14 protein-coding genes are annotated in these 13201 nt (G+C 65.3%); 5 read left to right on the forward strand and 9 right to left on the reverse strand.

Annotated elements, in window-relative coordinates; all coding sequences use genetic code 11:
• Positions 1-67 precede the first annotated feature (67 nt).
• Both AC1DT7_RS13755 and AC1DT7_RS13760 read left to right on the forward strand, forming a co-directional pair.
• Positions 68-1636: an aldehyde dehydrogenase (NADP(+)) gene (locus AC1DT7_RS13755; RefSeq protein ID WP_478036590.1), complete on the forward strand. Its 1569-nt coding sequence runs from the start codon at positions 68-70 to the stop codon at positions 1634-1636.
• On the forward strand, positions 1636-2181 hold the full coding sequence (locus tag AC1DT7_RS13760; RefSeq protein WP_478036592.1) for an NADPH-dependent FMN reductase: 546 nt from the start codon (positions 1636-1638) through the stop codon (positions 2179-2181). Before AC1DT7_RS13755 ends, AC1DT7_RS13760 begins: the two co-directional genes overlap by 1 nt.
• Before the next feature lie 63 nt (positions 2182-2244).
• On the opposite strand, the gene AC1DT7_RS13765 is transcribed toward AC1DT7_RS13760, so the two are convergent.
• The 4 genes from AC1DT7_RS13765 to AC1DT7_RS13780 all read right to left on the reverse strand — a co-directional run bounded on the left by AC1DT7_RS13765 (position 2245) and on the right by AC1DT7_RS13780 (position 7046).
• On the reverse strand, positions 2245-4752 hold the full coding sequence (locus tag AC1DT7_RS13765; RefSeq protein WP_478036593.1) for an FtsX-like permease family protein: 2508 nt from the start codon (positions 4750-4752) through the stop codon (positions 2245-2247).
• A gap of 24 nt (positions 4753-4776) precedes the next feature.
• Positions 4777-5457, reverse strand: a complete 681-nt coding sequence (locus tag AC1DT7_RS13770; protein ID WP_478036594.1) for an ABC transporter ATP-binding protein — start codon at positions 5455-5457, stop codon at positions 4777-4779.
• A 3-nt stretch (positions 5458-5460) separates the two neighbouring features.
• Complete coding sequence (locus AC1DT7_RS13775) at positions 5461-6786, reverse strand: efflux RND transporter periplasmic adaptor subunit (RefSeq protein ID WP_478036596.1); 1326 nt, start codon at positions 6784-6786, stop codon at positions 5461-5463.
• Between the two features lie 131 nt (positions 6787-6917).
• Entirely contained in the window at positions 6918-7046 is a 129-nt protein-coding gene (locus tag AC1DT7_RS13780) for a hypothetical protein (protein ID WP_478036597.1), read from the reverse strand.
• A 161-nt stretch (positions 7047-7207) separates the two neighbouring features.
• On the opposite strand from AC1DT7_RS13780, the gene AC1DT7_RS13785 reads away from it, so the two are divergent.
• Positions 7208-8608, forward strand: coding sequence for a sigma-54-dependent transcriptional regulator (locus AC1DT7_RS13785; RefSeq protein ID WP_478036598.1), 1401 nt, complete (start codon positions 7208-7210; stop codon positions 8606-8608).
• Complete coding sequence (locus AC1DT7_RS13790) at positions 8598-9911, forward strand: sensor histidine kinase (RefSeq protein WP_478036600.1); 1314 nt, start codon at positions 8598-8600, stop codon at positions 9909-9911. Before AC1DT7_RS13785 ends, AC1DT7_RS13790 begins: the two co-directional genes overlap by 11 nt.
• A gap of 127 nt (positions 9912-10038) precedes the next feature.
• Here the strand turns inward: AC1DT7_RS13790 and AC1DT7_RS13795 are convergent, their stop codons facing one another.
• Entirely contained in the window at positions 10039-10170 is a 132-nt protein-coding gene (locus tag AC1DT7_RS13795) for a hypothetical protein (RefSeq protein WP_478036601.1), read from the reverse strand.
• 146 nt (positions 10171-10316) lie between these two features.
• Positions 10317-10508, reverse strand: a complete 192-nt coding sequence (locus AC1DT7_RS13800) for a response regulator (RefSeq protein ID WP_478036602.1) — start codon at positions 10506-10508, stop codon at positions 10317-10319.
• 448 nt (positions 10509-10956) lie between these two features.
• Between AC1DT7_RS13800 and AC1DT7_RS13805 the strand changes: the two genes are divergently transcribed.
• Positions 10957-11310: a hypothetical protein gene (locus AC1DT7_RS13805; protein ID WP_478036603.1), complete on the forward strand. Its 354-nt coding sequence runs from the start codon at positions 10957-10959 to the stop codon at positions 11308-11310.
• A 52-nt stretch (positions 11311-11362) separates the two neighbouring features.
• On the opposite strand, the gene AC1DT7_RS13810 is transcribed toward AC1DT7_RS13805, so the two are convergent.
• The 3 genes from AC1DT7_RS13810 to AC1DT7_RS13820 form a co-directional block, all read right to left on the reverse strand.
• On the reverse strand, positions 11363-11983 hold the full coding sequence (locus AC1DT7_RS13810; RefSeq protein WP_478036604.1) for a response regulator transcription factor: 621 nt from the start codon (positions 11981-11983) through the stop codon (positions 11363-11365).
• On the reverse strand, positions 11980-12141 hold the full coding sequence (locus AC1DT7_RS13815; RefSeq protein WP_478036606.1) for a hypothetical protein: 162 nt from the start codon (positions 12139-12141) through the stop codon (positions 11980-11982). The genes AC1DT7_RS13810 and AC1DT7_RS13815 overlap by 4 nt, the downstream gene beginning before the upstream one ends.
• Positions 12142-12566: 425 nt before the next feature.
• Positions 12567-13196, reverse strand: a complete 630-nt coding sequence (locus AC1DT7_RS13820; RefSeq protein WP_478036607.1) for a division/cell wall cluster transcriptional repressor MraZ — start codon at positions 13194-13196, stop codon at positions 12567-12569.
• Positions 13197-13201 lie beyond the last annotated feature (5 nt).

Here is a 13201-nt window from a genome sequence, read left to right on the forward strand (position 1 = left end):
TCGTACACGCCGCAACCGTAACTATTTACACGTCGAACCGACCGCGGAAGCGGCCAAGGAGATCAGCATGACCATCAACGGCGAAATGTTCATTGGCGCGCGCGCCGTGCGCGGCACCCAGGGCGAGATCCGCGCGATCCAGGCCGAGACCGGCGAGCCGATGGAGCCCGCCTTTGGCGGTGCGACGCTCGAAGACCTCGACACCGCCTGCCGCCTGGCCGACGAAGCGTTCGACACCTATCGCGAGACCTCGCCCGAGGATCGCGCCAAGTTCCTCGAAACGATCGCCGACAACATCATGGCGCTGGGCGACGAACTGATCGAGCGCGCCATGGCCGAGACCGGCCTGCCGCGTGGCCGCCTCGAAGGCGAGCGCGGGCGTACCTGCGGTCAGCTCCGCCTGTTCGCCCAGGTCGTGCGCGACGGCCATTATCTCGACGTGCGCATCGACCATGCCGATCCGGCCCGCACACCCGCGCCCAAGCCGGACCTTCGTTTGCGCAACATCGGCCTCGGCCCGGTCGCCGTGTTCGGCGCGTCCAACTTCCCGCTCGCCTTCTCGGTCGCCGGCGGCGACACCACCTCGGCGCTCGCCGCGGGCTGCCCGGTCGTGACCAAGGCGCACAGCGCGCATCCCGGCACGTCGGAACTGGTCGGCGGCGCGGTACGCAAGGCAGTCGCCGATTGCGGCCTGCCGGAAGGCGTCTTCTCGCTGCTATACGATTCGGGCCGCACCATCGGTCAGGGCCTGGTCGCCGATGCGCGCATCAAGGCTGCCGGCTTCACCGGCTCGCGTGGTGGCGGCACGGCGCTGATGAAGATCGCGCAGAACCGTCCCGAGCCGATCCCGGTCTATGCCGAGATGAGCTCGATCAACCCGGTCATCCTGTTTCCGAACGCGCTGGCGGAGAAGGCCGAGGCCACCGCCAAGGCATTCGTCGGCTCGCTGACGCTGGGCGCCGGCCAGTTCTGCACCAATCCTGGCCTGATCCTGGCTGTCGAGGGCCCGGACCTCGACACGTTCGTCGACGCCGCCTCCGCCGCCCTGACGGACATGCCGGCTGCAACGATGCTCACCCCAGGCATCGCCAAGGCGTATCAGTGCGGCGTCGATGCGATCGGTGGCCACGACACGGTGGAGACCGTCGCCCGCGGCAAGCCGGGGCACAACACTCAGGGTCAGGCCGGCCTGTTCCTGACCACCGCCGAACATTTCCTGACCCATCACGAGTTGCAGGACGAGATCTTCGGCGCTGCCTCCCTGGTGGTGCGCTGCCCGGATCTGGAGACGGTGACCAAGGTCGTCGATCATCTGGAGGGGCAGCTCACCGCGGCGATCCACATCGTCGAAGCCGATCATCCCGAAGCGGCAAAGCTGATCCCGCATCTGGAGCGCAAGGTCGGCCGTATCCTGGTCAACGGTTTCGGCACCGGCGTGGAAGTGGCGCATGCCATGGTCCATGGCGGGCCTTACCCGTCGACCGCCGATGGCCGTTCCACCTCGGTTGGCAGCAAGGCGATCGATCGCTTCCTGCGGCCGGTCTCCTATCAGGATCTGCCTGACGATCTGCTCCCAGCCGCGCTCAAGCAGGCGAACCCGCTGGGCATCGAGCGCCTGGTCGACGGCAAGCGCTGATGGCCCTCAGGCTGGTCGGCATTGCGGGGAGCCTTCGTCGGCATTCCTACAATGCCGGCCTGCTACGGGGCGCGCTTGAAGTAATGCCGGAAGGGGCCGACCTGACGATCCACTCGATCGCCGAGGTGCCGCTCTACAATGGCGATGTCGAAGCCGAGGGTTTTCCCGCCGCGGTGACCGTGTTGAAGGACGCGGTCGCCGAGGCGGACGGCCTGCTGCTCGTCACGCCCGAATATAACAACGGCGTGCCGGGCGTGTTCAAGAACGCGATCGACTGGATGTCGCGTCCCGGCAGCGACATTCCCCGCGTGTTCGGCGGAAAGCCGGTCGCGATGATCGGCGCCTCGCTCGGGAATTTCGGGACGATTCTCTCGCAAAATGGGTGGCTGCCAACCCTGCGTACGCTCGGCGCCGAACTGTGGACCGGGCAGAAGCTGATGGTCCCGGCGGCGGGCAAGTCCTTCGATGCCGAGGGTAATCTGATCGACGAGGCAATCCGGGCCAGGCTCGAACGCTTCATGGCCGGGTTCGTCGCTTCCCTCTAAAACGGTGCCGCGGCAGGCCGAGGAAAAGAGCCTGCCGCGACGTCTCCTTATTCGTAGCGCCCCCTATTCATAGCGTAGCGCGCGGATAGGGCTTGTCCTCGCCACGCGATAGGCATGGGCGGATATCGTCCCGATCGCGATCAGCACCGCCAGCAGGCCAGCCAGCAGGAACGGCACCGGCGTGAGTGCGATGCGCGTGTCGAAGCCGTTGAGCCAGCCCCGCATCACCCACCAGGCGATCGGCCAGGCGATCATGTTGGCGATCAGCACCGGCCGGCTGAACTGCCAGACCAGCAGGCGCAGGATGTCGCTGGTGCGGGCGCCAAGCACCTTGCGGATGCCGATCTCCTTGGTGCGACGCTCGGCGGTGAAGGAAGCGAGGCCGAACAGGCCGAGGCAGCCGATCACCACCGCCAGGATCGCGAAGGCGCCGAACAGCTTCGCCCGGGCTTCGTCGGCATTGTAGAGATCGCGCACGATATCGTCGACGAAGCGGGCGCGGAACGGAATGTCCGGGGTCAGCCGCTTCCAGATCGCTTCGGCCCGGTCATAGACCGCCTTGGGATCGGCACCCTGGAAGCGCACCATCTGTTGCACGAAGCCATCGGTTACGCCGAAATAGAAGATCGGCTGGAGCGGATCGCGCACGGAGCGGAAGCGGGCATCCGCGACCACGCCCACGATGGTCGAGGGCACCAGGCCGTTCTCGTTCGAGACCAGGCTGGTCATGACGACCTTGCCGATCGCCGCCTGGGGCGTGGCGAAGCCGAGCCGCTGCGCCGCCGACTCGCTCACCACGATGTTGGCCCCGCGCCGGACGAGCGCCTGCTCGGCGGCATTGTCGGTCGGGGTCGGTATCGACGCGTCGTCCATGGGGGTGTTCTCGCGCAGCCCGCGGCCGGCGAGCATCTTCATGCTCATCGCCTCGAAAAAGCCGGGCTCTACCCCGTACACGCCGAGCGTGACCCGGTTGGACTGCCCCGCAACCTGCACCTCCGTCATGGAGTTGCGCCCGCCATCGACCGCGATCTGGGTACGGCCAATCGCCGTCACGCCGGGGACGCGCTTCAATTCTTCGCGCATCGACGCGGCGACCTTCTCGGCCTGCGGACGTCCCACCCCCTCGATCTGCAACAGGCCGTCACGCCGATACCCTGCGTCGGTGGTGCGGGCATAGACCGTCTGCGCATAGACGATCGTGGTACAGATGATCAGGCCGATCGATACGGCGAACTGGGCGACCACCAATATGTTGCGCAGCCGTCCCGACCCTTCGGCATCGGCGCCCGACTTGTTCGCCTTCAGCACGCGCGCCGGCTCGAACCGTGACAGGACGAGCGCAGGGTAGAGCCCGCCGGCAAGCCCGACCAGCAGGGTGAGCAGGATCACGGGAATGATCAGGCCGTCGACCGCGAAATACCGAAGTTGGATCTGGGCATCGAGGAAGCTGTTGAGCGCCGGGAGCGCCAGTTCGACGATCGCCAGCGCGACCAGCATGGCGATGGCCGCCAGCAGGAGCGATTCCCCGATGAACTGGATGATGAGCTGCCGCCGTGTTGCGCCGAGCACCTTGCGCAAGGCGACCTCGCGGGCGCGCTGGGTGGCGCGGGCGGTGGCCAGGTTGGTGAAGTTGACGCAGGCCATACCAAGGATCAGTAGCGCGATGACGGCGAAGGTGATGATCGTGCCCCGGTCGTTGCCCGGGGTCATCGCACCATTCTGTGCGTCGCCCAGATGGATGTCGCGGACGTTGACGAGCTTATAGTCCTGGTCGTCGCCGGGATTGTGCTTGCCTTCGCCGTCCGGTTCGTCGGGGATGTTGCGCTTTTCCCAGGCGGCAAGGCCGGCATTGATCGTGTCCGCGTCGCTACCCTTGGCCAGCCTGACGAAATACATGCCGTTCTGGTTGTTCCAGCTCGACAGCGCGGTCGGGACACGTGCGAAATACTGGTGCGGATCGAATCGCGCGACCAGGCCGAAGGCGAGTGACGAATTCTTCGGCATGTCCTTGAACACGCCGGTAATCCGGTAATCGGCGGTCACCCCACCGCTGACCAAGGTGATGGTGCGGCCGACGACGTCGTCGGTACCGAACAGCTTGATCGCCTGCTTCACGCTCATCGTCGCCGCATGGGGATCGTCGAGTGCGTGTGCCGGATCGCCATGTACGAAGGGCACACGCAATACCTGGAACAACGGGCCGTCAGTCAGGACCGACTGGTCGATGAAATTGGGCTGGCCGTCCTTGATCGCGACCACGCCGGCGCGGGTGAGGTACACGGCTTGTTCGACCTGCGAGAAATCCTTCTTCAGTGCCGGGCCGACCGGGAAGCTGGTCTGCTGCAGCTTCATCTCCTCCCCGCCCTGCTGGGTCGGATGGTAAAAATCCTGCATCTGGAAGGCTCGGTCGGCGTCGGGCAGCCAGCTGTCGAAGGTCATCTCGTACCGTACGAAGCCGAGGATCAGCAGGCACGCCGCGATGCCCAGCGCCAGGCCAGCGATGTTGATGAAGGCATAAGCGCGGTTCTTCGCAAGCGCGCGGACACCGACGGTCAGGTAATTGCGCCACATGGCTGATCTCCGGAATTGGTCGCGTCAGGCGGCGCGGCGGTGCTGCTGCAGAATGCGGCCGTCGAGCATGTTGACGACGCGGCTGGCGTAATCGGCATGGGCGGGGGAATGGGTGACCATTACGATGGTCGATCCTTCCGCATTCAACTGCTGGAGCATGCGCATCACCTCGTCGCCGTGATTGGTGTCGAGATTGCCGGTCGGCTCGTCGGCCAGGATCAGCTTCGGCTCGGCGACCAGCGCGCGGGCAACGGCGACACGCTGCTGCTGGCCGCCCGACAACTGGCTCGGCCTGTGGCGGGCGCGGTGGGCGATGCCGACCCGGTCCATCACCACATCGGTGCGGCGCTTGCGCTCGGCGGTGGGAACGTCGTGATAGAGCAGGGCAAGCTCGACATTCTCCCGCACCGACAGTTCGTCGACCAGGTTGAAGCTCTGGAAAATGAAGCCGATATTCGCCTTGCGCACTTCGGCGAGACGGCTTTCGCCAAGGCCGGCGACCTCCTGGCCGTTGAACACATATGATCCGCTTGATGGCAGATCGAGCATACCCATCAGGTTGAGCAGGGTCGATTTGCCGCAGCCCGACGGCCCCATGATCGCAACGAACTCGCCGTCGGCGATGTCGAGGTCGATGGCGTCGAGCGCGGTCGTCTCGATCGTGTCGGTACGGTAGGTCCGCGAAAGCGCGCGCATTTCCAGCATAGCTTAGTCCTTTCCTTTGGCCGTCAGGTCGAGCCGGTCCTTGTCGGCGAAACCGGTATAGGGGGATGTGATGACCCGCTCGCCGGCATCGAGCCCCTCGAGCACCTCGATCGAATCCGGGTTGCGGCGGCCGAGGCGGACCGGGCGCTTCGTCGCGCTGCCGCCGTCGGGCGAAACCACGAACACCCAGGCGCCGCCGGTCTCGTTGTAGAAGGCGCCTGCCGGGATCAGTCGCGCCGGGGCGGGGTCACCAAGGGTGAGCTTGGCCTGCATCGTCTGGCCGCGCTGGATATTGGCCGGCTCGGTGCCGAGGAACTGAAGGTCGACCTGGAACTGGCCGTTTTGCACCTGCGGATAGATTTTGGTCACTCTCGCGGCGAAGGTCTTGCCGTTCCAGTCGACGCTCGCTTTCTGACCGATCTGAACCCGACCAAGATAGAATTCATCGACGCCGGCCATCAGCTTGTTGCGGCCCGGGCTGTCGATCTGGCCGATGCGCTCGCCGGGCTTCAGCGATTGTCCGACCTGGACCGAAAAGCCGGAAAGCTGGCCCGCCACCGGCGCGCGCAGGTTGAGCGCATCGAGATTGGCGCGGGCGAGCTGGAGGCTCGATTGCATCGAGGCGGCGGAGGCGCGCTGCTGGGCAAGCTGGCTGCCCTGCAGGCGCTCGTCGGTCGCCTGGCTGCGGCGGATGGCGTCCATACGCTTTTGTGCGGAAAGATAATCGTCGCGCGTATCGTTGAACTGCTTGCCCGAGACGAAGCCCTTGGAAGCAAGTGGCTGCTCTCGCTCATATTGGCGGCGGGCCTTGGTCGCGGCGAGATCGGCGTCGATCAGCGAGCGTTCATTGGCAAGGCGGGTCTGGGCGAGCGCAAGCTCCTGGCTGCGCATATTGTTGATCTGCTGCTCGACCTCGGTCTGGCGGGCGAGCGTGGAGAGCTGGAGTTCGGCATTGGACAGCTCGACGATCAGTTCGCCCTTGGCGAGGCTGGCGCCATCCTCGGCGATCACCTTCTCCACCCGGCCACCTTCGATCGCATCGAGATAGACGGTCAGAAGCGGGGTGACCCGGGCCCGGAGCGGAATGAAATCCTCGAACTGGCCGGTGCGCACCTGCGAGATGGTCAGCCGGTCACTGGCGACGGTTTGCGATCCGCCGCGCGGGGCGAAGAACCAGAAGGCGAGCGCAAGGGCGAGCAATACGGTGCCGCCGATGGCGATCTTGGTTCGTGTCGACAGCTTCCGGGTCTCGACGACACGGTCCATCCCACTGCCTGTAACTGGACGGTCACCGGCCGGCTGGTCCCCTTTCATGCGAACGACACTCATCGGCACTCCCCTGGTCGATCCAGGCTCAGCAAGCGCCGTGCCAGCCTCGATATCTCGGAACATCGTGGATCGGCCTCTGGCCTAGTGTCCGATTTCGGACAGTGACGTCCGGAACCGGACGCGAATCAGCGTCATGCGATCTGGCTGCCGACGATCGAGGCAACGGTCACGACCGGTGCCGATGAGGCGATGGTCAGGCAGGTGGTGACGGGGATCGCAGCGAAGGCGCTGAGGATTTGCGGGGTGAAAGTGAGTTTCATGTGTCGTCTCCTTGGGTGATGCCGGTTGGCAATGATGTGTTCAGCATGGCGCGTGCCAGATGCGGAAATCGGTGGATTTTCGGGCATTCGCGACCGGGGGCACAATCCTGGCACGGAATTTGACTGTCCGATTTCGCACGCGGATTGTACGGGAGCGGTCAATGGGGAAAACGGCGGAATTCGATCTCTGCGTCGTGGTGGACGACGACGAAGATATATTGACCGCCGCGCGGCTGTTGCTGCGCGGCCTCTTTAATGAAGTCGTGACGGCGCGGGCGCCGGACGAGGCGATCACCGCGATCGCCGGCCGATCGGCCGATGTGGTGCTGCTCGACGCCAATTTCGCACGCGGCGCGACCGACGCGGCGGAAGGACTGGCCTGGCTCGACCGGCTGCTCGCGATCGACCCCGATCTGGTGGTGGTGATGATCACCGCCCATGCCGGCGTGAACGTCGCGGTCGAGGCGATGAAGCGCGGCGCGACCGATTTCGTGTCGAAGCCCTGGTCGAACGAACGCCTGCTCGCGACCGTGCGCACCGCAGCGTCGCTCCGCCGCTCGCGCCGCGCGGTGGCGGTGGAGAAGGCGCGTGTGGTCGCGATCACCGATACGAAACCGGGCACCAGCACCCCGCTGATCGGTAAGTCCCCCGCCATGGCACGCGTCCATTCGCTGATCGCCCGGGCGGCCCCGACCGAAGCGAATGTGCTGGTGCTCGGCGAGAACGGCACCGGCAAGGAGATCGTCGCACGCGAACTTCACGCCAAGTCGCTCCGCGCGCGCCAGCCGATGCTGACGGTCGATCTCGGCGCGATCGCGACCGAGTTGATCGATTCCGAACTGTTCGGCCATGTGAAGGGGGCCTTCACCGATGCCCGCGCCGATCGCATCGGGCGGATCCAGGCGGCGGATGGCGGTACGTTGTTCCTCGACGAGATCGGCAATCTGCCACTTCATCTCCAGCCCAAGCTGCTGACGGTGCTCGAGCAGCGCCAGGTCACGCCGGTCGGTGCCAATCGCCCGATTCCGGTCGATATCCGGGTAATCGCGGCGACCAATATGACGCCGCAAACGATGCGCGACGACCGGCATTTCCGGCAGGATCTGCTGTTCCGGCTCAACACCGTCGAGATCGAGCTGCCGCCCTTGCGCGACCGCCGCGAGGACGTGGCGGCGCTCGTCAGTCATTTCCTCGATCATTATGCCCGGCGCTACAATCGGCCCGCGCCCGAACTGACCGCTGGTGCACGGACGGCGTTGGCTGCGCATGACTGGCCGGGCAATGTCCGCGCGCTGCGCCATGCGATCGAGCGGGCGGTGATCCTGTCGGGCGACGCGCCGCTCGAAGCGGAGGATTTCCCGCTCGGCCCACCGTCCGCACCGCGCGTCGCGCCCGAGGCGGTGGTCGTGCCCGCGATGTCCGAACTCAATCTTGAGAAGGTCGAGCGCCGGCTGGTCGAAGAGGCCCTGAAGAAGCACGGCTACAACATTTCGATGGCGGCGACAGAGCTCGGCCTGTCGCGCGCTGCGCTTTATCGGCGGATGGAGAAACATGGGCTTTGACCGGCGCTTCACGCTGGTGCTGGCGCTCTGGATCGGGGCGCTTCTCGTCGCGCTCGCCGTATTCATCTGGTCGTGGGAGGTTGAGGGGCTTGGTGCCACACGGATCGTCGTCGGGCTGATCGTCTTCGCTGCGGCAGCTGGTCTCTGGAAGCACGTCGATCGTACCAACCGCACCGTCGCGCGCTTTGTCGAGGCGCTGAACACCAGGGATTTCGCCACGCGTTTCGACGGGCGCGGCGGCGCCGGCTTCAGCGAGCTTGGCGGCGCGATGGATAGGGCGATGCGCACATTGCAGGACGAGCGCGACCGCTCAGCGCGTGAGATGCGCTATCTCGAGGCGCTGGTCGACGACATGCCGGTCGCGCTGCTGACGATCGATGCGGCACATGGCGTCGTTCCTGCCAACAAGGCGGCCCGCCGGCTGTTCGGTCGTCACCAGGGTGTCAGGCCCGAAGATTTCGCCGTCTATGGCGCCACCTTCGCCTCGCGGCTGGAGATGGAGGGTGATACGCGGCAGGAGCTGCTGATCCTGCGCATGGTTGGTGGTCCACAGCGCGCGATCGTTCGCGCTGCGTCACTCGAACGGCTCGGTCTGCGAATCCGCGCGGTGACGGTCGAGCCGGTCCAGGGCACGCTCGACACGGTCGAGATGGCGGCGCAGACCGATCTGGTCCGCGTGCTGACCCACGAAATCCTGAATTCGCTCACCCCGGTGACGTCGCTCGCCGGGACAGCCGAGATGTTATTGGACGCCGAGCCACCCGATGTGGCGGATGCACGTGTCGCCGTGACGACGTTATCACGACGAGCGGAGGGGCTGCGGCGATTCATCGACAGCTATCGCGCCGTGTCGCATGCGCCGGCGCTTCGCCGCCGGTCGTTCGAGGCGGGGCCGTTCGTCGCCGAACTGGCCAAGCTGTACGCGGTGGAATGGGTCGATGTGCCGTTGACTCTCGAAATCCAGCCCGACATCGCCCTCGACGCCGATCCCGACCTGCTGGCACAGGTGCTGATCAACCTGCTGCGCAATGCCGCCCAGGCCGCGCATCGCGGCACCGCCGAGCAATGGGTGCGGCTGTCGCTGTCGGGTGTCGCGGGGCGCATCTGGATCGAGGTAGAGGATAGCGGAACGGGCGTGCCGGAGAATCTGCGGCGCGACATCTTCCTGCCCTTCTTCACCACCCGGGCCGAGGGCACCGGGGTCGGGCTGAACCTCGCGCGTCAGGTAGTGGTGGCGCATGGCGGGTCGATCGACATCGGTGACGGCCGCACCGGCGGCGCACTGTTCCGCATCATCCTCTAGGCAGGCGCGGTAAGCGGCCGAGAATTCATCGTCCTCCGGTTGCCGCGAATGGCGCCCGCCTGCCAGCAGGATCCCCCGGGGGACAATAGCCTGGGCCGAACCATGAGCGGCGGCCGCGCGCCCTGTGTCAGGCGGTGGCTGGCTTTGCCTTCTTCGCCGATGCCGGCTTCGCGGCGGGCGTGGCAGTGACCGCTTTCGTGGCGACCTTTGCGGCAAGGGCGCGGTTGCGCCGCTTGTTGGCGGTGCGGAGCTGGCCCATCTGAAAATCCCATCATGCCGGAGGCGCCGCGGTGCCGATATTGGCACGCGGGGTTCATGGCGCCTGCATGGTCATGATCGGCGATCCGATACAAGCGCTATCGGGCACGGCAGGCGGCCCAGGCCGCACAGCGTCAAAGCCTGGATTCAGGCAGGCCTGCGATCCCGACGTTCCTGACGCCAGACATTGCTGATGGCCGGCGTGGCAAGATCGGGGGCGATCGCGTTCGGTCGATGGCGCTCGATGAGTATCCGCGCCATATCGACGTTGCGGGCCGATCCGATCACCCGCAGGCCTCGGTTCTTCGATAGCATTTCGTCGATGATCGCCCGCACCATCAGCGAATCGTCGATGGTCAGGACACCACCAGGATCAGAGCCGCTCATCGGACGCCCGCTTCCGTACCGCGCATCATCATATCGACCAGACCCCAATGGCCGGACTCGTCGCACGAAGCGTGCGGACCGTGGAGGGCGGTCGCACGCGCGCGTTTCCCGTCCAACCGGTAACGCAGCCATGAGAGACGCAAGCGCGCCATGATCGACTCCCAGCAGCGGGGACGGTGATGCCCTCTTCCCCACCTTCCCGATAATCCTGTGTACCCGCCCGCTGCAGCGGGGAAATATACATAGGGCGGGGGTAATCCTCCGGTAACGCCGGGGCGGCACTACGGTGTCGCACCGACGCATAGCCATGCGGAACTAAGTGTTTCCCACGAACAGATGCGAGGCGGCGGTGGCCTTAGCTTCATGAGGGGACACTACACCCATCGAGATCGGCCATATCGTGACGGCAAAGGAACTGATTGTACTGATCATACGTGACGGCGGGCTGCGCAGCGCGCTCATCGCGCGCCTGTCGCTGCAAGGCGAAAGCCTGGTGACGCTCGATGCCGATCCCGAAGATCCTCACGTCCACCGCATTGCTCCGCCACCCCGCATCCTCGTGATCGACAAGGGGGTGCTCGGTGGCCGGCTGGCGGCGGTTGCCGCCAGTCGTCACTGGCGCGGGGTGATCGCGCTCGCCGACGATGGGGAAGATCCGGTGGCCGGCGATCCGCTATGCATCGTCCGACACGGCCAGGCGCTGGCCGGCGTGGCGGAGACGCTCGAACGGTGGCGGATGCCGCGCGCCGGCTGACCTGGCCCGGCCCGTCAGAGTGCGCTCGCTGCGCGCGCGTTCAACCGGTTTCTCAGGGCTGGGGAATGAGTCCGGCGGCGAAGGCGATGCGGAGCGCCTCGGGCAGGCTCCTGACGCCGAGCTTGGTCATCAGGTTGGCGCGATAGATCTCCACCGTGCGCGGGCTGATGTCGAGCTCATAGGCGATCACCTTGTTGGCCCGCCCCTCGATCAGTCCCATCAGCACGTCACGCTCGCGCGGTGACAGTCCGTCGATCTTGGCCTTGGCCTGCTCGGTGTGCGCGGTGGCGGCATTGTCCTGCGTCAGCCGCGAAAAGGCGGCATCGACGGTGCGCAGCAATGTCTCGGCCTCATAGGGCTTTTCGATGAAGTCGAGCGCGCCCGCCTTCATCGCCTGTACCGCCAGCCCCACATTCCCCTCACCGGTCAGGATCACCGACGCGAATTTCTTGGGCTCGACCTCCTGAAGCGCGTTCAGGACTTCGATCCCGTTCGATCCGGGCATGTGGAAATCGAGCAGCAGCACGCCCGGGTCGAGTTCCGAGGCGCCGCCCAGGAACAGGTCGCCGCTGCGGAAGCTGCGCACCAGCAGGTCCGACTGGAGCGATAGCAGACTGTGCAGGGACGCGCGGACCGCATCGTCATCGTCGACAAGATAGATGCTACGCGTCATTCCTCGATCTCCTCCAGCGCCAATGGTGTGAAGCGGATCGTCGCCCCCTTTTGCGGCAGACCCCATGCAGAAGCGCCCGCCGGGAGATTCTCCGGCGCGGCACGCGACACGGCCACTACCACCGGCAAAAGATCCCGATGGACATGTGCGGCATTCACCGGGCGTGCGCCACGGCTTCCGTCCAACTCGCCTGCACCTCTGTTTTGCGCTAACATGTCAACGAACATCAATATCAGACCTGAAGGAAAAGGTCACATAGGGTGGATTGTAGGTCAATATCGAAAAATGGCGCCGGAATTAAGATTTGCTGCGGTGCATTATATTTATCGAGGCCTTAAAAACCCTCTCGATGAATCGATGCGATCACTAGGCAGGAAATTTATTCTGCGCGTGGGAGATGCGAAGTACTAGGTCGCGACGGTGGGTTGGCCTGGAAAGACAATCGCGAACGCGCCAATATAACAAGGCAGCCGAGACATGTGCGACATCGCCGAGAAGCGGCGGAATCATCGTCCCAGTCCGCGCCGAGCCTGATCCATGGCAGTTTTCGAGCTGATTTATATCGGCATTTTTCCAGTCGACCCTAAATCCCGCGGGCACGGTCTGCCACTTCGTCTCCGGCGATTCCGCTGACCGGATCATGTCGCGGCCGCAATGTCGGCATTTGCTGAACTCGAAGCCCTGGTTGCGGAACGCCTGCGGCGCGGCGGCGTGGATCGACAGACGGCAGAGTAGGGACATGGCAGGCCTCGATATGAACTTTGAGATGGAGGGTTGCGAGCTTCATGAGGTCGGAGGGCCCGCGCGAAAGGACGTAGTCGAGATCCCAGATCTCGAAGCGCTGGCCGGTGGCTACCAGCAAAACCGACTCCCCGATCCGGCCGCGCTCGCGCATCAGCGGACCGAGCGCCATCATGCCATCGGGGGCGAGCAGGATCTCCTCGACAAAGCCGAAGCTTCGCCTGAGCCGCGTATGATGGGCCTGCAGGTTGGAGCCGATAAAGGCGGCGCGGCGGGTATCGAAATCCCATTGCTGCTGGGCGGCAAAGGCCTTGTCATAGACGACCAGGCAGGGCGATTCCTCGTGAAGGCCGACGAACAGTTGGCCGCTGGCGGAGCGCTGTCGCGCCGTCTCGTGGAAGCTGCGCGGCAGGAGTATCTCTCCTCCGCTCGTCATTTCGCAGACCGCGCTGCCGATAAAGAGCTCGTCCATGTTGC

The organism is Sphingomonas sp. P3_C6 (assembly GCF_056402595.1).